Genomic DNA, 19,853 nt, shown 5'->3' with positions numbered 1-19,853 from the left:
AGGTTCACGTCAATCGGCGAGGCAGCCACGACCGGGTAGCGGAAGGCCATTGCCGTCGCGCCGACAGAGCGGTAGTTGCTGTCCTCCAGCGGGGCGAGGCAGACTTTCTTGTCGCCAATCATCGAGGTGACTTCGCGCAGGGTCTCGGTGTCCTTGTCCGCGTTGCCGCAGCCCCAGACGATGATCGGCACGTCAACCGCCTGAATCACCTTGGCCGCATCCTGCGCCGCATCTTTCGCCGGACGGTTCGCGCCGTTGGGATCGGTGCCAGCCAGCCAGATGTTGATCGCATCAGCCTTATACACATCCACGCATTTCCGCGCCCAAGCTGCCGGATCGCCCATCACGTCATCAAAGTACTTGCTCAGAGTGGCTGGCCAGTTGTCCGGGCGGATGTCCATCACTTCCATTGCGATCAGCGGCTTGTGCGGCATCTTGCCTTCAAAGAGATGGAAAGGCAAAGAGCTGGCACCGCCGACCGTCACGGTCTTGCCGCCGTTGCCCAGCGTCACCTCGCGGATTGCGCCGGAATAGGCGACCTTGTAGCTCGCCGCAGGCACCTTGCTGGCCCGCTCGGCAAAGGGAGCTTCACCAGTCTTCAGCGCAGGCGCAGACAAATCAGCCGACACAGCAGCCGGGGCAGCGGCTTTTGCTTCCGCCTCAGCTTTGGCCTTGGCCTCTGTTTCCGCCTTTAACTTGGCTTCCGCATCTGCCTTGGCCTTTGCCTCGGCTTCAGCCTTCGCTTTGGCCGCAGTCTCTTCCTTAGCTTTTGCTTCAGCGGCAGCCTTGGCTGCTGCTTCCGCCTGAGCCTTTGCCGCCGCATCGGCCTCAGCTTTCGCTTTGGCTTTAGCCTCTGCTGCGGCCTTGGCTGCGCTGTCATCCGCAACCGGAACTGCCGGAACGACCGGCACAGCTACAGGTGCCGCCGCAGGCTTGCAGCACTTCGGCCCTTGGCTCAAGACTGCTGCCGCATCAACGAAATTCATCAAGGCGTTGAATTGATCATCGCTGAGTCCGTAGGCCTTCTTCAATGCCTCCAGCCCCTTGTTCAGGGATTCCAATGCCGCTTTGCGGCCTTGCTCGTTCATCTCATGCTCTCCCGCATCGTCATCAGCCGCTGCTGCGGCAGGTTGAATCTCTGCCCCAGCCTGCGGACGGACGGCAGCGGCCAGAGCCTCTGCTTCCTTCCGGGCTGCGGCGATAATCTTCTCGGCTTCGGCTTTAGCCTGCGCCAGCAGCTCATCAGCCGCCGCGCTGCGCACCTCAATGGTCTCGGCAACAGGGGCCGCGCTCTCTTTGGCAGGCTGAACAGCAACGGCATCCTCAGCAAAGGTCGGACGGGGCAGCAGACCGGCCTTCTCGCAAATCTCGCCGACCGCTTCCTCCCACTCAATGGCCATGACATGGACACCGGCCACGCCCGGAATCTCCTTGACCTGATTGATGATGTCCACGCAGATGTTGATGCCTTCCTGCTTCTGGTTCTTCGCACCCTTCATCCGCTCGATCACTGCGTCGGTCACATCCATGCCCGGCACCGAGCTTTTCATATAGCGGGCCATGCCCAGCGACTTGGGCGGGGTCACACCGGCGAGGATGTAGGCCTTCTCGGTCAGGCCAAGGTCGCGGGCCTGCTTCATGAAGGCCGCAAACTTCTCGACGTTGTAGATGATCTGGGTCTGGATGAAGTCCGCGCCGTTGGCGATCTTCTTGCCCATGCGCACGGCCCGGAACTCAAACGGCCAGGCGAAGGGGTTGGCTGCCGCGCCGAGGAAGAGCTGCGGAGCCTTGCCCTTCAGCTCCTCGCCGCACTGGAACTTCTTGCCATCGCGCAGGTCGCGCATCATGCCGAGCAGCTGGATCGAGTCCATGTCGAACACGCCCTTTGCGCCGGGATGATTGCCGAACTTTTGGTGGTCGCCGGTCAGACAGAGGAGGTTCTTCAGCCCCAAGGCGGCGGCGGCCAGCATGTCGGACTGCATCGCGATTCGGTTGCGGTCGCGGCAGGTCATCTGGATGACCGGCTCCACGCCCTCAGCCTGGGCTATCAAGCCCGCGCCGATGGACGACATGCGTACGATGGCGGTCTGGCAGTCGGTGATGTTGACCGCATCCACCTTGCCCTTGAGCAGCCTCGCCTTGGCGCGGACCACCTCCGGGTCACTGTTCTTCGGCGGCCCCAGCTCGCCCGTGACGGCGAACTGGCCGCTGCGGAGCACCCGCTCCAAATTGCTCCCTGATTTCATAATCCTCCTTCTATCTGATCCGCCGCTGGGGCGGAAAATATTTGGCAATTTCTTTATTAAACGCTGACGGTCGGGCTGGCTTGGCCGTTTTTCTGTAGGAGCGAAAGATTTTTCGCCTCTGCGCTGCCGTTCATCGGCCCGCCGTATCCGCAGAACGGCCATTTGGATCGGTTCAACGGCTCTCAGGGGCCGTTCTACATATCTACGGGGCGGTTCATCCGCCCTTGGGATACGTTCAACGGCCCCGGAGATCGATTCAACGCATCCGTTGGGGCACGGCGCGCCGTGCCCTTACCATTGTTCGCCGCCGACAAGCCCCTCAATGCTTCCCGCCGCCGCAACCCATGCCGCCGATGCCTTTGCCCGCTTCGATCTCGCGGCGCATGGCCATATCCATCAGCACGCGCTCCTTCTTCTTATTGATGCCGAGGGCCTCACGCTTCTCCTCAATCGCGGCGATCATCGCCTTGGCAATGTCTAACGGCTCACTGGCCACGCCCCAGCAGGCTCCGTACTCCTCCTTCAGCCCTTTGAGGATGTAATCGGAGAACTTCTTGGCCCCGTTGATCGGCAGATTCTGGAAGATGACGTGTGCACCGCTGGCGACAAAGTATTGACCAATGGCCACCGCCTTTTCGCTCATCCAGACCGGCGCGGTGCCGACCGCAGGCAGCTCGGCGATGTCATTGCCAAGGCCGCCTTCGTGCACCATCTCGGTCAAGGCGATGAGCAGGCGGGAGTTGTCCACGCAGGAGCCGACATGCAGCACCGGCGGCATACCCACCGTCTCGCAGACTTCGCGCAAGCTCTCGCCCGCGTATTCGGTCGCCGCCTCCGGCCGCATCAGGCCAGCCCGGCCAAGTGCCTGGGCTGCGCAGCCAGTGGCCAGCACCAGCACGTTGTTTTTGATCAGCTCTTTAGCGATGATCTCATGCACGTTGTCGGCGTGCTTGTAGTGCTCGCAGCCGACGATGGCAGCCACGCCCCGGATGCGGCCATTGATGATGTTGTCGTTCAGCGGGCGGTAGGACTGGCGGAAGCGGCCGCCGAGCATGTAGTTGATCGTCTCGTGGGAGAAGCCAACCACGATGTCGAACTTTTTGTCTTTGGGGATGTAATGCGGCCCGCGCTTCTTGAAGTTGTTGATCGCGTGGGTGAGTATCTTTTTGGCCGAGGCGTAGGAGTCGTGCTCGTCAAACTGGATGTGCACGCCGTCCGGCATCATCGCCCGATAGTTGGTGGTGATGATGTCAGTGTGCATCCCCTTCACTACTTGGGCGAGGGACTGCATCACGCACTGCACATCCACTACCATCGCCTCGACCGAGCCCGTCGCCAAGACCATCTCCTGCTGAATGAAGGAACCGGCCACCGGTATGCCCCGGCGCATCAGGATCTCGTTGCCGGTGCAGCACACGCCTGCGAGGTTGATGCCCTTAGCCCCTACTTTCTTCGCCAGCGCAAGCAGTTCCTCGTCCTCAGCCGCGAGACAGAGCGATTCCGCTAAAAGTGGCTCGTGGCCATGCACGGTGATGTTGACCATGTCCTCGCGCAACACGCCGAGATCAATCGTGGCCCGCTTCGGCACCGGCGTGCCGAACATGATGTCGGTCAGCTCGGTGGAGAGCATCGAGGAACCCCAGCCGTCAGCCAAGGCGCAGCGCGAGGCCTGGCGGATGATGTTCTTGTACTCCTGATCCACGCCCATGTGGGTGCGGTGCATGGTCTCCACCACTTCACGGTCAACCCCGCGCGGCTCAAGGCCCTGGGTCTTCCAAATCTTCTGCTGCTTCTGCGGAGCGCGTTTGAGCATGGTCAGCGGCGTGTTCTCCTGCTGGCCGAATTCAGCTAAAGCGCGCTGGCCCAATTCAAGGGCGATCTCGTTCTTGTCGCGACCCTCAGTGGCGATGCCGAAGAGCTGGGCCATCTTGTGCAGCTTGGCCACGTCTTTGATCTGATGCGGGGTCTCGCCCTTGGCTGTGGCGATGAAGCCGCGCACCATCTCGCGGGCATGGTCGGTGTGAGCCGAGGTACCTGCGGCGACAATGCGGGCGAAGTTGCGGGCCGCGACCGTGTCAGCGGTGGCCCCGCAGATGCCGACCATGCTTTCCACGCCGTCAATGATCTGGCACGGCCCCATGTTGCAGTTTTTGCAGCAGGTGCCCTGCGAGCCAAAGAGGCAGGCGGACATGCCGCGCTCCTCGATGCGGGTGTAGGCGGTGCGAACTTTTTTAGCTAATTCCTGACTGAGCAGCTCGCGGGTGGAGCTGGCGGTGATCTCGTTGCTGCTGGCGATGCGGCTGGGCTTGGCCATAACTCAGGTTCTCCTTTAAGAAAGAAAAAAGTTCTGAAACTTACGCCAGCCCGGCGAACTGCTTCGCCGACTGAACGGTGTTCTTCATCAGCATGGTGATGGTCATCGGCCCGACCCCGCCCGGCACCGGGGTGATTGCGGCGGCTTTCTCCTTCACCGAGTCAAACTCCACGTCGCCTGCGAGCTTGGCCTTGCCGGACTCGGTCACGCCAACGCGGTTCACCCCGACATCAATCACAACTACGCCTTCTTTGACCTGATCGGCCTTGATCATGTTGGCAACACCAGCGGCAACGATGAGAATGTCGGCGCGCTTGGTGTGGAAATCCGTGTCTTTGGTCTTGGTGTGGCAGAGGGTGACTGTGGCGTTGCCGCCTGCCCGCTTTTGCAGCATCAGGTTGGCGACCGGCTTGCCGACGATATTCGAGCGGCCAACCACCACCACTTCCGCGCCGTCGGTCTGCACGCCGCTGCGCTGAAGCAGCTCGATCACGCCGTGCGGGGTGCAAGGCAGGAAGCAGCGTTCGCCCAGCATCATCCGACCGACGTTGACCGGATGGAAGCCATCCACGTCTTTGTCCGGGTTGATGGCGTTCAGCACCTTGGCCTCATTGATCTGCTTGGGCAGAGGCAGCTGCACAAGGATGCCGTGAATCTTCGGATCGTTGTTGCACTTTTCGACCAGAGCCAGAAGCTCGGCTTCGCTGGTGCTGGCGGGCAGAGTGATCTGCTCGGAATGGATGCCCAGCTCCTTTGCGGTCTTGTTCTTCGCTGCCACATAGGACTGCGAAGCCGGGTCCTCGCCGACAAGAATCGTGACCAAGCCCGGCACGACGTTATGCTGTGCGGCCAGCCCGGCAACTTCCGCCTTCAGCTCTGCCCGGATTTCCTTGGCAACTTCGGTGCCGCTGATGATGTGTGCGCTCATGAATGTTCCTTAACAATTTATACATAATCTGGCAGCCGCAGCCTCCTGCCTCAGACTGGCGGCAGAGAAAGCGGACGGCTGAATGAAATCGAATTGTTCGACTGCTGGGGGCAAGGAAAATATATACTCCATTCTCTGTGTTTTTTTCAAGCTAAATCCGGCACTGCATTGCTCGCTCCCGGCATTTCTCCGCGTTCTACAGCAGCGTTTGTTCAAAGTGCCCGGCGGGATACATCAGGTTGCGTCTCCACCTATCAGCATTTCCTCTCTTTTTCTTCAAAAAAAGTGAAGGGAAAAAGCGCAAATTCATGTTCTGTTCATACCCTGTTCACCCCGTGTTCATTTGCCGCCGGGTAATATAACAACATAAGGAGGATGGAAGTCGGCCGCTTTGGTCTGATTTCCGAAGAACACGATAAGAGCGGGGCTGTTCGCTTCCGCAGGAGAGAGAAAATGAAGAACAGCAGAATGCAGTCGGCAAGCAAGGTGTTCTTGGCAGCGGCAACATTCATTCTTTCCGCCGGTTGTGCAGCGGCATTTGCACAGAATGGAAATCAGAATCCGCTGCTGAGCGACGCAATCCAGCATTGCGGCTGCGACAGAAAGGAAGGCGTGGAAATGTACGTGCAGAATGTTATAAATGATGCACAAAAGCGTGGCTTGACTTGCGATACAACAAAAATACATGCCTTCGCCTGTATCACCTCTTATTGCTCCATCTGCAGAGAGCATCCTAAGCTGATGGAGAACTGCATGAAGATGGGAGCAGAATATTTAGCCGCTTCACCAGGGTTCTGCCAGATTACTGGCAATTTAACAGCAGGGCAGTTTATGCCGCTCTGGTGACGGGACGAGGAAACGATATGACGTGCTGCGCCGACTGGCTGTTCATTTTCATAGCCTGTCTTGGCGTGATCATGATTGCAGCCGCTGGCCTGCTGGCCTCAGGCGGAAAAGAGAAAAAGGGCAACACAGATTGAAGTGGACAGCCGCCAAAAAGTCCCAAAGCCGCTGCTGTTCATCTTCTGTTCATCTAAGGCCGGTTATTGTAGGCCAACAAAAAAAGATGCCAGCTCATAGCTGGCAGATGAAGCAAACGCAGAGCGGAGCAGAATGTCCGCAGGAGAAAAAAATGAAAACTTTGATGCAGGCGACAGGCTGGGTGTTGGCAGGATTGCTTCTTTGCGCTGGTTCAGCAGCGGCGATGGACACCCAGACTCCGGCAGACCGCTGCGGCTGCGATCAGGCCAGCGGAGTGAAAATGTATGTGGACAATGTTATTCATGATGCCCAGCAGCGCGGCATCACCTGCGAGGCGGCGAAAATGTACACCGAAGCCTGCATCAGTGTCTACTGCTCCATCTGCGATGATGCCGCCTCTCGTGCGCGGTGCCAGCAGATGGGAGCAAGCTACTTCCTCAACTCGCCCGGCTTCTGCCAAATGCCGCAGCAAGCTCAAGCTGTGCCGCTGACCGCCGGATGGGCAAGATAAGCTGCTGAAACATCGGCGCAGCAACTCACAGCAGTTCCTCAGCGTCTCTGCCCCGACTCCTCCTCCGCGCCATAGGGGTGCGGAACAGGGGCAGAGACGCTGTCTTGTTTATCTCTGCTGCCTGCGGACGAACTGGGCGGCCTCCATCCCAGCCACGCAGCCCTCGCCCACTGCCTTGGCCATCTGATAGGGCGGCCCAGTGATGTCTCCGGCAGCGTACACGCCTGAGATGTTGGTCTCCTGCCTGCGGTTCACCTCAATGTATTTAAACAGCTCCATGTCCATCTGCACGCCGATCTGAGCGGCGAGCTGAAGCGCGCCTTTGGCTCCCAGTTCAATGAACACCCCGTCTGCCTTGACTGCCTCGCCGCTGTCCAAGACAACCTGCTGCACCCCAGTCTCATTGCCGCAGATTTCCTTGACCTTGCGGCCTGCCAGCAGCTCAACTCCGCTCCCCTTCAGCCGCCGGAGCAGCTCGTCCGAGACCTTCAGCTCTGTCGCAGCCAGATAGACTTTGCTGGCGTAGTCAAGCAGAGTCAATGCGCCGTCAACCGCCGCACTGTGATTGCCGACCACCATCACCGTTGCTCCACGGAAGAAATTGGCATCGCAGTCAACGCAGTAGCTTACTCCACGCCCTGAGAACTCGCTCTCTCCTGGCACGCCCAGCTTGGTTTTGGCAGTGCCCATCGCCAGAATCAGGGCGCGGCAGAGCGGCTTGCTGCCGCTCTCGGTCTCCACAACAAAGAACCCATCGTCCCTCTGACTGATTTTGAGCAGGTCCTCACGCACATGTTCGGCACCGAAGCGGACAGCCTGCGCCAAGCCGGTCTCAAGCAGCTCTCTGCCGCTCTTCACCCCGTCCACGCAGGCATAGTTCTCCACATGCGCGGGATACAGCGCACTGCTCTCGATCCGTCCCAGCAGCAGTGTCCGGGTTTTTCTGCGGGCGGCATGAATGGCCGCCTGAATGCCCGCCGGGCCTGCGCCGACAATAAGCACGTCATAGACCGACTCCGCCAGATCGGCGGGTTTCTGTTGTTCCATTGTTCCTGTTATCCTGAAGGGGGTGCGGAAGCCGCCGCTGCCGAGACGCGGCACTGCGGCCAGCGGATTTAATTCTTCTTAGGCTCCGCCGCAGGCTCCTTGGTCTCTGCTTTGGCCGCAGCGGCTTCCGGCTTGGCTGTCGCAGCAGCGGCAGGCTGCGTCGGCTCCGCAGCCTTTTTCTCATCAACGGCAGGCGGATTGACAACAATATCGCCTTTGATGTTTTGGAAAATCTTCTCTCCGATGCCGCTCACCTCCTTCAGCTGCTCAATGCTGGTGAACGGCCCTTTCTCCTGCCGGTATTTGATGATGCTTTCCGCTTTGACCACCCCGATTCCAGGCAGCGTGTCAAGCTGCTCCTTGGTGGCCGTGTTCAGATCAAGCCCGGCAAAGGCGGCGGCGGACGACAGCAGGACAAGCAGCAGCGCGAGAGAAATTCTTTTCATGGACATCGCTCCTTGGTTCGTTGAGGTGCAACAAAGCAGACTGTCTGTATCTTCTTCAGGCAAAATCTCCAATATAAGATTGCAGAACGATGAAAGTCAACGCAAAAATATGCGGAACATTCCTCCAAGAGACAGCTTCGTTCAGGCCGCAGGAGATTTCGGCGTAGCGTCCAATCTTCGCCGCAGGCAGCGTCCGATGATGAGCAGCAACAGCGCGGCAGCCAAGGCCCAAGGAATTGCGGCAAACATATGACCGACAGCCAAGAGCTTGGACCATGCTGGTTTGACTGAATCCTGCGAAGCTCTGTAGCGGCTCCAAATTGTCCAGTCGCCGTCATTGGCATCCAAGAGCACTTCCACTGTCTGCTCTTTGCCAGTGTCCTCCAGCACGTTATAGGATATTGCGGCATAGTTTGTCGTGGCCTGCCCTTCCGGCTTGGAAAGCAGAAAGGTGGCCGGACGCTTTTCAAGCGTCTCCAGCTCGCTCAGCTTGAGGACGCGGAAGCTGCTGCCTGCCTCGCCCGGCTCAACCGCAATTGAGAAACCGCTGTGCACGGTGTCGCCCTTGCTGACATCGCGCTCATCCAGTCTGCTGAGAGCATGTGGCCCCGCAATCAGAAAGCAAGTGCAGCTGACCGGAAAGAAAAGACCGGATCCAAGGATCAATACGGCATAACGAAGCAGCTTCAACAGTTGTTTCACCTCAGCCTGCGCAGTTCCTCCACTGTCCTGTCCGCCAGCTCAACTGCGCTGCCGACATACTGCTCCGGGCTGTCGAGCGGCGCAAGCTCCTCTTTGCTGAACACAGGGCCAAGCTCCGTGTCCGCAAGCACGGCCTCTTTCAGGCTGATCCGCTGTTCAGCCGCATCGGCGGCCAGCTTGCGCAGCTTCTCCATCGCCTCATTCTTACCCACGATCTTACCGAGACGGAAGAGCAGCCATTCAGTGGCGATCAGGTCTTTCTGACGATGGAGGTTGGCCAGCATCTGCTCAGGCCGGACAATCAGGCCGGAGAGCACCTGAAGCAGGCACGACACGCTTGCGCCGGTGTAGATGCACAGCTGCGGCATGGCCAGCCATTCTGTCCAGAGACAGCGGGGATCGCGCTCATGCTCGTGGGCCATGCTCTCGATGACCGTGCCGCTCAACGCCCGCACATGCCTGCTCAAGGCGGCGATGCGCTGGCAGAGCACCGGGTTCTGCTTGTGCGGCATGGTGCTACTGGCTGCCGCGCCGGACAGAGACGGCTCGCGCAGCTCATCCAGCTCGGTCTTTTGCAGCAGATAGATTTCGTTGGCGATCTTGGCCAAGGTCATGACCAGCAGGGCGAAATCCGAAGCCAGCTCGGCCACGCGGTCGCGGGCGGTATGCCAGGACAGCGGATCGTGGCTCAGGCCAAGCAGGTGCATCGTCTCTTTGGCAAGCTCGATGCCCTGCTCTCCCAACGCCGCATAGGTGCCGACCGCGCCGCTCAGTTGCCCGCAGCAGACAGTTTGCTGCAAATGGCGGACCCGCTCGATATGCCGATGAATCTCCGCCGCCCATACCGCCACCTTCAGGCCGAAAGTGGTGGGCAGCGCCTGCTGGCCATGGGTGCGGGCGGCCATGGGTGTGCTGCGGTGCTTTTGGGCAAGATCGAAGCAGACCTCCTCCAGGCGCAGCAAGTCGCGGAAAACAATGGTCAGCGTCTCTTTCAAAGCAAGAATCTGGCCGGTGTCCAGCACATCCTGAGTGGTCGCCCCGTAATGCACATACTCGCCATGCCCGTCCGCGCAGGCGCGGCGCAGTCCGCCAAGCAGCGGCACCACCGAGTTGCGGCTCTTGCTGTAGCCCTGTCGCACGCTGTCGAGATCAAGGCATTCAAGCCGGGCCTTGCTCTTGATTTCCGCTGCCGCCGCTGCCGGAATCAGGCCGCGCCTGCCCTGCGCCTCTGCTAAGGCCGCCTCGAAATCAAGCCAGCGCTGGAACACGGCGCGCTCGTCAAACAGAGCCTCAAGCTCCGGTGTGCTGAAAACATGCGGGTTGATCTGATAATCAAAGGGATGAACAGGCATGGAAGGCAGGGGCGATGGTTCAGGTTGAGGGAAGAGACACGATGTTCTCTTCTACCCTGTTGGGATGAAAAAGGCAAGGGGCGCAGAAGGCCGGAGCAAGGCGAGCGATCCGCCTTTCTCCTTGAAACGCTCGTTCGAGCTTTCCTGCGGCGCACATAGGCCTGCCGGACTTATATACGTAAGTCCGAAAGACTTATATATGTAAGTCCCGCAGACCTACGTACGTAAGTCCGAAAGACCTATGTAGGTAAGTCCGTCGGACTTATATACGTTGGAGAAAAACTGGAACGAGCGTTTGAGATTTCCTACAACGTACGTTTGAGATTTTCTGGAACGTACGTTCGAGATTTTCTCAAACGCAGGATCGAGATTTCCCTGAACGAACGTTGCTGGCAGCCGCCGGAGCAGACGGCAGATTCTCCGCCGCCCTCCTTCTGGCTGTTTGACGCTCTGTTTCACTGGGTTCAATGATGAGCGAGGATGTACGGCAGCTTGTCCCGCTCACATGCCCAGCTCGCGCAGTATCTGCGCATTCTCCGTCCAGTCCTTGCGCACTTTGACAAAGAGGCGCAGCTGCGCCTTGCGGCCGAGCATCTCCTCAATCTCCTTGGTCGCGCTTTTGCGGATTGAACCAAGCATCGCCCCGTTCTTGCCAATCAGAATGCCCTTCTGCGAATCGCGCTCGACCAGAATGGTGGCGTGAATCACCGCCTGCCCTTTTTCAGGGTCTTCCTGAAAGGCATCAATCAGCACGGCTGTGGAGTATGGAACTTCCTGCTGCGTGCGGAGGAAAATCTTTTCCCGGATCAGCTCGGCAGCAATGAAGCGCTCGGTCGAATCTGTGGGCATGTCCGCCGGATAATACTGCGGCCCCTCCGGCAGGCGGCTGACCAGCTCGCGCAGCAGAGTCTGCACGCCCTCGCCGCTGCGCGCGGAGATCGGCACCACTGCCGCGAAGGGATGCAGGCTGCTGTGCCATTCGAGCAGCTCCGGCAGCTGCTCGCGGCTGACCAGATCGGTTTTGTTCAAGGCCAGCACGACCGGACAGCGCACCTGCTCCAGCCAGCTGAGATACTCCTCACGCCGCTTTTCTCTGCGCCGGGCATCGTCGGAAGCGTCGGCCAGCAGCAGGGCCACATCGGCTTCGGCCAAGGCCTCCATAGCAATCCGCACCATCTCTTTGTTGATCGTCTCCTTGGCCTTGTGCAGGCCCGGCGTGTCCACGAGCAGCATCTGCCAGTTCTCGCCGGTGAGGATACCTTGAATCCGGTTGCGGGTGGTCTGCGGCAGGGGCGTGACTATGGCTATTTTCTGCTCAAGGCAGCGGTTGAGCAAGGTTGACTTGCCTGCGTTGGGCGGCCCGATCACAGCGGCCACGCCGGAATAATAAATGTCTGTCTCGTTCATCTGAAATGCGCTGCGTAAGCAGGGCGGGAAAGTGCCTCTGTTCGATGAGGCAGGAAGCTGACGGAAAGGGAAGAGCATGAAAACCGCGCCAGCAAGATAAAGTATTTCTGCCCAGCCTTCAAGATGAAAGCATCGTCTGCCAGAACATCCATTCTTGACCGCCGCCTTTGCGGAGCGGTATACTGGCGTGGTGTTTGCCTTCGCACAGTCTGCGCGGCAGCAGCCCGCATGAAAAGACGGCACACCCGATCAAACGCACAACACAGGATAGGAACAATGAAAGTGCTTGTCACAGGCGGCACCGGCTTCACCGGCAAGGCATTGGTCAAACGGCTGGTGGATGAGGGTCACGAGGTGGTCAGCCTCGATTATCAGGAAGGCCTGAAGACTGACGAAATCCGCTCTTGGGGCGCAAAGGTGATCATCGGCAGCGTCACCGACCATGCAGCGGTGGACCGCTGCATGAAGGGCGTGGATGTCGTGCAGCATCTGGCCGCCGCCTTCCGTGAATTAGATGTGCCGGACAGCTATTACGACGAGGTGAACGTGGGCGGCACGAGGATTGTGCTGGAGTCCGCCTTTGCCCATAAAGTGAAGAAGTTCGTCTACTGCTCCACCTGCGGTGTGCATGGCAATGTGGAGCATCCGCCTGCGGACGAGAACGCGCCCATCCAGCCTGGCGACTACTATCAGAAGACCAAGTACGATGCGGAGCCGTTTGTCCTTGAATACTGCGCCAAGGGCATGGACGCGGTCATTCTCCGGCCTGCGGCGATCTACGGCCCTGGCGACCCGGGGCGCTTTCAGATGATCTTCCGCCGGGTGAGCAAAGGCAAGTTCCCGATGTTCGGCAGCGGTCAGACCTTCTACCATCCGCTCTACATCGACAACCTGATTGATGCCTTCATGCTGGCGATGGAGCCGGGCAAAGGGCGCGGCCAAGCCTATCTCATCGCTGACGAGGACTATGTGACCATTGAGACCTTGGTGCGCAAGACCGCCAAGGCCCTCGGTATCGAGGTCGCAATCCCGCATTATCCGATTCTGCCGCTGATCATCGCCGGACATGTCTGCGAGAAGGTCTGCAAGCCTTTCAAGATCGCGCCGCCGATCTTCCCCCGCCGTGTGGACTGGTTCCGCCAGAACCGGGCCTTCAACATCGGCAAGGCCAAGCGCGAGCTGGGCTATCAGCCGAAGATCAACCTTGACGAGGGCCTGAAGCGCACTGGCGCTTGGTACAGGCAGGAAGGCTACATTTAAGCGGCGCGTCTCGCCGCCGCCCGCAACAGCCCTGCCGCCCATTCCGGCACGCCTGAAGCCAGCACATGGGTGTACAGGGCCAGCACGTTGTTCCTCAGCAAGCCGTCGCGCTTCCCTTGAAAACCAGCGCCGCGCTCCATGCGCAAGGCCAAATCCTCTGCTTTCCCGTCCCAGCTGCTGACAATCGAATAGCGGAACTCATGCCCCTTGATCTGCGTGCCGACGGGGTAAAAGGGATTCTCCCGCTCGACCGTGAAGGCCGTGTAGCCATGCGCCTGCGGCTTGCGCGACATGGCGAAAGTGACTGGAAAGACCCCGGCCAGCGGGTGTTCTGTCCCGTCCACAATGATCGAGCGGCCCAGAAAGATCAGCCCGCCGCATTCAGCGTAGATCGGCAGCCCCTGCTCCGCCGCCTGCCGCACTGACTCGCGGAAGGAAGCGTTTTCCGCCAATTGCTCTGCGCTGGTTTCAGGAAAGCCTCCGCCGATGTAGAGCGCGTCCAGATCTTCCGGCAGGCGTTCGGCGGTCAGGGCGTTGATCGTGACCAGCTCCGCCCCTCCCTCGCGCAGGGCATCCAGATTCTCCTGATAATAGAACTGAAAGGCTGCGTCGCGGAGGATGCCGATGGTCACACTCCCCTTGCCGCCGACCTGCCGCGCAGGCAGCCGCGTCAGCTGCCTCCGTTCAGCCAGCCTGCTGATCCGCTCCAGATCAAAATGCTCCTCGGCCAGCGCGGCCAATCGGCGCACCGCTGCTGCGGCGTTCGCGTCGCCGTACTCCTGATGTGGGATCACGCCAAGATGGCGCATGGGAAAGATGTCCTCAGTCAGACGCGGAACAACTCCGGCCACTGGAATGCCTGTGTCCTGCTCCACTGCCTGCCGCACCACCTGCTCATGGCGCGATGAGGCGATCTGATTGAGAATGACCCCGGCAAGGCGCACCCGCTTGTCCAGCTCGCGGCAGCCGAGCACCATCGCCGCGACCGTGCGCGTCGCCTTGCTACAGTTGACCACCAGCAGCACCGGCAGATCAAGCAGCACAGCCAGCTCGGCAGTGGAGAACTCGCCTTCAGCAGTCACGCCGTCGTACAGGCCCCGGTTGCCCTCGATCAAAGCGAAATCCGCGCCTGCCGCATGCTCACGAAAAGAGGCGGCGACAGCTGCCGCGCTCATCAGGAAGGGATCAAGGTTGTAGCACGGCTGCGCGGCAGCAGCGGCCAGCCAGCCTGCGTCAATGTAATCCGGCCCTTTCTTGAACGGTGCAACCGTTTGGCCGCGCCGCCGCAGAGCCGCTGCCAGCGCGACCGAAGCCACAGACTTGCCTGAGCCGCCGCTCAGTCCGGCGATAATGAGGCAGGATGTTTCCGTGACGGCCATGGAAATCAATGCCCCTCCGCGTGGCCAAGCTCCGTCCAAAGCCGACGGCGCATGCTGTTCAAGGCGTTCTCAAGCTGCTGCCGCTGCTGTTCCAAGGTCTCGGCAGTCAGTTCAGGCGCAACCCAGATCAGCTCGCCGTATTCCAAGATCATCGGGCTGAAGGGCAGCGGGATGACAGTGCGGTCCCAGGAATTGAACGCCTTGTACCGTTTCGCCGCCCAGGCTATGGGCATGATTGGCGCACCGGATTTGGCGGCCACGAGAATCGCTCCTGGCTGCGCCTTCAAAGCCGGGCCTTGCGAGCCGTCAGCAACTATGCCCGCATGTTTCCCCTGCCTGACATGATCCACCATGCCCTTTAAGGCGCGCACGCCGAAGCGGTGGGATGAGCCGCGCACAGTCTCGAAGTTGAGCAGCCCTGCCACGCGGGCGATGTACTCGCCGTCTTTGCTGGCGCTGACCATGGCCACGCCCGGATATCGGCGCAGATGATAGAGCATGTAAAAGACAGAGTAATGCCAGAAGGGCGCGACACCGGAGCCGTGCGCCAGCATCTTGCTCAGGTTCTCCTGGCCGCGCACATGCAGGCGGCAGGTGCTGAACCAGAGCGAGGACAGCGCGACATAGAGCCGAGGCGCGACAGCGACAGAGGCTTTGTAAAGCAGGTCAGACACAGTTCATCAGCTCCCTGAGAGGCTGTATCGGGCGGCGAACCGCCGGGTGATTGCCCCAAGCCGCTCATCCAATGCGGCGTAGACCTTTGCCTCGATCCAAGCTGGAACGCCGCCGTAAAACGCCTCGGCAATGCCGCCGGTGATGCAGGCTATGGTATCAGAATCCCCGCCCAGCGAGATGGCGTTGCGGAGCGCGTCTTCATAGTCCGTGGCATCCAGAAAGGCGCGGACAGCTTGCGGCACGGTCTCCTGCGATGCTTCAGTAAACTTATATGCTGGCCGGATTTCATCTATATGGCGGCTGAGATCATAGCCAAACTGCGTCGCAATATAGCGGCGTATCTCTTCCTTGCTGCTGCCTGTGCGGGCAAGGAAGATTGCCGCACCCGCCGCTTGTCCGCCTTTGACACCTTCGGGGTGATTATGCGTGACTGCTGTAAACTCCTCCGCCTTGTGCAGCACGGTGTCAAGGTCGTCAAAGGCCCAGCCAGCCGGGCTGATCCGCATTGCCGCGCCGTTGCCCCAGCTGTTGTAGGGTTCAGAATTCCCGCTCCGCGCCCAGTTCAGAAACCTGCCGCCGTATCCGGCGTTTGGATACAGATCGCAGAAGGTTTTGAGATTCTCGGCATACGGCGTGCCGCTGAGAATGGTGTCTGCCAAGGCGATGGTCAGCACCGAGTCATCGGTGAAGAAGCATTTCTCTGTAAAGAGAGGAATATCTTTGGATTTGACATTGTTCCACTCATACACAGAACCAGCTATGTCTCCTGCAATTGCGCCCAGCATCTTCTTCCTCCTGCGCTGATTGTTCCTTTCCTGCTGCGTGCCTGCTTGCCCTGACCGCTGCCGCGCAGGGTGTTCCGAGCAGTTTACGGAGCGCATCTGTCCCTGTCAACAGAGGAATTACGCATTTCCATGCCCGCAGGAAAACATCGAGCGTGCCCGTCGGAAAACCTCGCTCGATCTCGCACCAAAACCATTCTCGATGTCGTGACAAGACCTCGCTCGATGTTTTTTTACGAGATCGAGCGAGGGAGCAAGACGAGATCGAGCGAGGGAATAGGATGAGATCGAGCGAGGGAGCAAGACGAGATCGAGCGAGGTCTTCCAATCGCCTCGCTCGAGGTTTTTCAGGGAGCAGCAGGGAGGGCGTGGAATGACGGGCGGCTTTGCTGTGTTTTCCCAGTTGACATGGGGAGATGATGGACGTAAAGTTGGTGGGCAATATAATACAATTTTTCTGTATATCTGTTTAACCTGTAGGATATACAGTTCTGTATAATTTCTTGCTGGGTAAGCAGAAAAGATCAATGGGACAGACAATCAGTAGCATGGAAGGTTTTACGCGGAAGATCGGAAAGATTCTCCCAGCAGCTGACGAAGTTCTTGCCTATCGTGGGCATTCTGATCGGCAGAAGTTTAAACTTCTGCCCTCAGTACTTAGGGATCCTACCCTCGCGGCGAACGAGCATGCGATCCTTCGAGAATTGGTAGCGTCCCATCCTATAGAATTCGCGCAGGACTCGACGACTCTGGAGCAACTCGCTAGAGCGCAGCACTATTCGCTTCCCACCAGACTTCTGGATGTGACATGGAATCCTCTAGTGGCTCTCTACTTCGCCTGTAAAAAACACGACGACACTCCCGGCGAAGTGATTGTGTTCCGAGTCAAGAGGGCACTGTTGAAGTTCTATGACAGCGATACCGTGAGCTGCATCGCTAATCTGGCCCATCTCAAAAAGAATGAGCAAGACGCGATAGACTTCTCTTTATCCGGCCCCCCCTTCAATATGCAGAGTTCTGTTGCTCGGCTTCTCCAGTTCATCAAGGTCGAGAAACCTCACTTTCTAGCTGAGATCGTACCTGATAATCTTAAGACTGTCCTCTGCGTCAAGCCTAAACGTAACAGTCAGCGTATTCTCGTGCAGTGCGGGGCATTTCTTCTATTTGGTATCTTTGGCGACTTGGACAGTAACTCAGCTCATGGCATATCTATCGAGCGCATCCAAGTCAACGGAAAGAAGAAAAAAAACATTCTCTTTGAGCTCGACAGAGTGGCTATCAACGATAGTTCTATGTTCCCAGAAATTGATCAGGCCGCAACCTATATCCGTAGCAAGTATGAGATACCAGTGAGTTGATAGGATGGGCAACTGGCTTTATCGTTTGCCCACGCGGAAGCCCACAGAGTGCAACGAAAGCGGACAACTCGCTGCCTGCCCCCTCCTCTTCACTCCAGCTCCAGCAGCTTCAGTGCCTTGATCCGGTCGCGCAGAGCCGCTGCCTCTTCAAAGGCCAAGCGGGCTGCCGCCTCGCGCATCCGGGCTTCGAGCTGCTCAATCTCCTTGCGCAGCTCTGCCGCCGAACGGTAAACGGATTCCGGTTCCGCCGCCTTGAGCAGCTCCGTTTCTGCCTCTTTGGCATATCCATTCCAGCCCGAAGCCCGGAGATGCGCACTCATGGAGTCCTTGATCTCGGAAATGACTGTCTTGGGCACGATGCCGTGCCTTCGGTTGTGCTCCTCTTGAATCTGCCGCCGCCGCTGCGTCTCCTTGATCGCCGCGTGCATGGACTGAGTGACGGTGTCCGCATAGAGGATCACCCGGCCATTGACATTGCGGGCGGCACGTCCGCAGGTCTGCACTAAGGAGCGTTCCGAACGGAGAAAGCCTTCCTTGTCCGCATCCAAGACCGCGACCAAGGCCACCTCTGGAATGTCCAGCCCCTCGCGCAGCAGGTTGATGCCCACCAGCACGTTGAACGCGCCTTGGCGCAGGGAGCGGATCAGCTCCACACGCTCCAGGGTCTTGATGTCGGAATGGAGATAGCGCACCTGCACGCCGACCTTGGCGTAGTAGTCGCTCAGCTCTTCGGCCATGCGCTTGGTCAGGGTGGTGATCAAGACCGCTTCCTTGCGCTCGGTGCAGCGGCGTATCTCTTCCAAGAGATCATCCACCTGCGTGCCTGCTGGCCGCACTTCAATCTGCGGATCAAGCAGGCCCGTCGGGCGGATGAGCTGCTCAGCAATCTGGCCGTGACTCTGCGTCAGCTCATACGCGCCAGGCGTTGCCGAAACGTAGACAGCCTGTCGCACCCGTTCTTCAAACTCGTCAAAGCGCAGCGGGCGGTTGTCCAAAGCCGAAGGCAGGCGGAAGCCAAAGTCGACCAGCGTCTTTTTGCGGGCGCGGTCGCCGTTGTACATGCCGCCGATCTGCGGTATGGCGATATGCGATTCATCAACAAAGAGCAAATAGTTGTCCGGGAAGTAGTCAAGCAGGGTGGGCGGCGGTGCGCCTGCCGGTTTGCCGGTGAGATGACGGCTGTAGTTCTCAATGCCGTTGCAGTAGCCCAGCTCGGAAATCATCTCCAAGTCAAAGAGGGTGCGCTGCTCCAGCCGCTGGGCTTCCAGCAGGCGGTTGGCGCGGTGCAACTCCTCTAGCCGTTCGCGCAGCTCCTCCTTGATCGTGCGCATGGCTCGGCGCAGGTTCTCCTTGCCCGTGACGTAGTGGCTGGAAGGGAACAGCGTCAGCTCGTCCAAATCCTCCAGCTTGCTGCCGCGCAGAGGATCAATGAGCGAGAGGGCATCGATCTCGTCGCCGAAGAACTCGATCCGCACGGCCCGGTCTTCCTCATAAACCGGGAAGATGTCGAGCACATCCCCGCGCACACGGAACACGCCCCGGTGAAAGGAGAACTCGTTGCGCTCGTAGAGCATCTGCGCCAGCCGCCGCTGCACATCCGCCATTGCCTGCTGTGTCTCGCCCCGCCGCAGCTGTAGGCTCATGTCGCGGTATTCCTCTGGCGAGCCAAGGCCGTAGATGCAGGAGACCGAGGCCACAATCAGCACGTCCTCCCGGCTGAGCAGGGCGCGGGTGGCGGAGTGACGCATTTTGTCGATCGCGTCGTTGATCGAGGAATCCTTCTCGATGTAGGTGTCCGAAGCGGGAAGGTAGGCTTCAGGCTGGTAGTAGTCGTAGTAGGAGACGAAATACTCCACGGCGTTATGCGGGAACAGCTCCTTGAATTCGGCAAAGAGCTGGGCAGCAAGGGTCTTGTTCGGCGCCAGCACCAAGGCCGGGCGGTTCATCTGGGCGATGACCTGGGCCATGGTGAAGGTCTTGCCGGAGCCGGTCACGCCGAGCAGGGTCTGGTCACGCAGACCAGCGTTCAGCCCGGCAACGAGCTTGGCAATGGCTTGGGGTTGATCACCGGAGGGAGTGAAAGGCGAGGTGAGACGGAAGGCGGCTGGCATAAGGGAAAGAGTGATCAGCTTTTTCTTGCGTTCAGCAGCAGACAGGAGCTCTTGGTGCAGCAACAGCCATGCAGCCCTGGACGCTTCAGCAGCCTGGTTCCTGCTGCTGCCGCCGGTACTGCACCGCTTCAGCAAGATGGGCGGGAGCGATCTGCTCGGATTCGGCTAAGTCGGCAATGGTGCGGGCAATCTTGATGATGCGGTGATAGGCGCGGGCAGAAAGGCCGAGGCGCTCAATCGCGCTGCCCAGAAGCTTGCGGCCCGCCTCATCCAGCGGGCAGAGGCTTTCAATCTGGCGGGGCGACATGCGGGCGTTGCAGGTCACGCCGCTGGTCTTGGCGAAGCGGGCCTGCT

General features: G+C 59.4%; 16 protein-coding genes and 1 pseudogene. 4 read left to right on the top strand and 13 right to left on the bottom strand.

Features of this window, described 5'->3' with window-relative positions; translation table 11 throughout:
- The 3 genes from ACNKID_RS03850 to ACNKID_RS03840 all read right to left on the bottom strand — a co-directional run.
- A partial coding sequence (locus ACNKID_RS03850) for a methylenetetrahydrofolate reductase (RefSeq protein WP_417912118.1) occupies positions 1–2,246 on the bottom strand: 2,246 nt, incomplete at its 3' end.
- A 319-nt stretch (positions 2,247–2,565) separates the two neighbouring features.
- Positions 2,566–4,560, bottom strand: coding sequence for an anaerobic carbon-monoxide dehydrogenase catalytic subunit (gene cooS / locus ACNKID_RS03845; RefSeq protein WP_417912117.1), 1,995 nt, complete (start codon positions 4,558–4,560; stop codon positions 2,566–2,568).
- A 40-nt stretch (positions 4,561–4,600) separates the two neighbouring features.
- Positions 4,601–5,488, bottom strand: coding sequence for a bifunctional 5,10-methylenetetrahydrofolate dehydrogenase/5,10-methenyltetrahydrofolate cyclohydrolase (locus tag ACNKID_RS03840; RefSeq protein ID WP_417912116.1), 888 nt, complete (start codon positions 5,486–5,488; stop codon positions 4,601–4,603).
- A gap of 453 nt (positions 5,489–5,941) precedes the next feature.
- Here ACNKID_RS03840 and ACNKID_RS03835 point away from each other — a divergent pair, with 453 nt between their 5' ends.
- Complete coding sequence (locus ACNKID_RS03835) at positions 5,942–6,334, top strand: hypothetical protein (RefSeq protein WP_417912115.1); 393 nt, start codon at positions 5,942–5,944, stop codon at positions 6,332–6,334.
- A gap of 286 nt (positions 6,335–6,620) precedes the next feature.
- Positions 6,621–6,980 (top strand): hypothetical protein, encoded by a 360-nt coding sequence (locus ACNKID_RS03830; protein WP_417912114.1) that lies wholly within the window; start codon positions 6,621–6,623, stop codon positions 6,978–6,980.
- A gap of 108 nt (positions 6,981–7,088) precedes the next feature.
- On the opposite strand, the gene ACNKID_RS03825 is transcribed toward ACNKID_RS03830, so the two are convergent.
- The 5 genes from ACNKID_RS03825 to era all read right to left on the bottom strand — a co-directional run bounded on the left by ACNKID_RS03825 (position 7,089) and on the right by era (position 11,934).
- On the bottom strand, positions 7,089–8,027 hold the full coding sequence (locus tag ACNKID_RS03825; RefSeq protein WP_417912113.1) for an NAD(P)/FAD-dependent oxidoreductase: 939 nt from the start codon (positions 8,025–8,027) through the stop codon (positions 7,089–7,091).
- A gap of 68 nt (positions 8,028–8,095) precedes the next feature.
- Complete coding sequence (locus tag ACNKID_RS03820) at positions 8,096–8,473, bottom strand: ComEA family DNA-binding protein (RefSeq protein WP_417912112.1); 378 nt, start codon at positions 8,471–8,473, stop codon at positions 8,096–8,098.
- Between the two features lie 141 nt (positions 8,474–8,614).
- Entirely contained in the window at positions 8,615–9,175 is a 561-nt protein-coding gene (locus tag ACNKID_RS03815; RefSeq protein ID WP_417912111.1) for a hypothetical protein, read from the bottom strand.
- Positions 9,172–10,527 (bottom strand): class-II fumarase/aspartase family protein, encoded by a 1,356-nt coding sequence (locus ACNKID_RS03810; protein ID WP_417912110.1) that lies wholly within the window; start codon positions 10,525–10,527, stop codon positions 9,172–9,174. Before ACNKID_RS03810 ends, ACNKID_RS03815 begins: the two co-directional genes overlap by 4 nt.
- 501 nt (positions 10,528–11,028) lie before the next feature.
- The gene (gene era, locus ACNKID_RS03805; RefSeq protein ID WP_417912109.1) at positions 11,029–11,934 is read right to left on the bottom strand and encodes a GTPase Era; all 906 of its coding nucleotides are present in this window, start codon (positions 11,932–11,934) and stop codon (positions 11,029–11,031) included.
- 276 nt (positions 11,935–12,210) lie between these two features.
- Between era and ACNKID_RS03800 the strand changes: the two genes are divergently transcribed.
- Complete coding sequence (locus ACNKID_RS03800) at positions 12,211–13,194, top strand: NAD-dependent epimerase/dehydratase family protein (protein WP_417912108.1); 984 nt, start codon at positions 12,211–12,213, stop codon at positions 13,192–13,194.
- Here ACNKID_RS03800 and ACNKID_RS03795 read toward each other — a convergent pair.
- The 3 genes from ACNKID_RS03795 to ACNKID_RS03785 are packed head-to-tail and all read right to left on the bottom strand — an operon-like array spanning position 13,191 to position 16,033.
- A complete protein-coding gene (locus ACNKID_RS03795; RefSeq protein ID WP_417912119.1) occupies positions 13,191–14,573 on the bottom strand; it encodes a cobyrinate a,c-diamide synthase in 1,383 nt (460 codons plus the stop codon). The two genes, ACNKID_RS03800 and ACNKID_RS03795, sit on opposite strands and share 4 nt — an antisense overlap.
- A gap of 5 nt (positions 14,574–14,578) precedes the next feature.
- Positions 14,579–15,247 (bottom strand): lysophospholipid acyltransferase family protein, encoded by a 669-nt coding sequence (locus tag ACNKID_RS03790; RefSeq protein WP_417912107.1) that lies wholly within the window; start codon positions 15,245–15,247, stop codon positions 14,579–14,581.
- 6 nt (positions 15,248–15,253) lie between these two features.
- Positions 15,254–16,033 carry an ADP-ribosylglycohydrolase family protein gene (locus ACNKID_RS03785; protein WP_417912106.1) on the bottom strand — a complete coding sequence of 260 codons (780 nt, stop codon included), beginning with the start codon at positions 16,031–16,033 and terminating at the stop codon, positions 15,254–15,256.
- Between the two features lie 524 nt (positions 16,034–16,557).
- Here ACNKID_RS03785 and ACNKID_RS03780 point away from each other — a divergent pair.
- Entirely contained in the window at positions 16,558–17,388 is an 831-nt protein-coding gene (locus tag ACNKID_RS03780) for an FRG domain-containing protein (protein ID WP_417912105.1), read from the top strand.
- Positions 17,389–17,477: 89 nt separating this feature from the next.
- Here the strand turns inward: ACNKID_RS03780 and uvrB are convergent, their stop codons facing one another.
- Both uvrB and ACNKID_RS03770 read right to left on the bottom strand, forming a co-directional pair.
- Entirely contained in the window at positions 17,478–19,499 is a 2,022-nt protein-coding gene (uvrB, locus tag ACNKID_RS03775) for an excinuclease ABC subunit UvrB (protein WP_417912104.1), read from the bottom strand.
- Positions 19,500–19,584: 85 nt separating this feature from the next.
- Positions 19,585–19,853, bottom strand: a pseudogene (locus ACNKID_RS03770) (magnesium chelatase); the annotation flags it as partial.

The sequence above is a fragment of the Candidatus Electronema sp. TJ genome (assembly GCF_048287355.1).
Taxonomy (GTDB): Bacteria; Desulfobacterota; Desulfobulbia; order Desulfobulbales; family Desulfobulbaceae; genus Electronema.
Note: the sequence above shows the minus strand (reverse complement) of the source record. Positions and strands in the feature narration are given on the sequence as shown.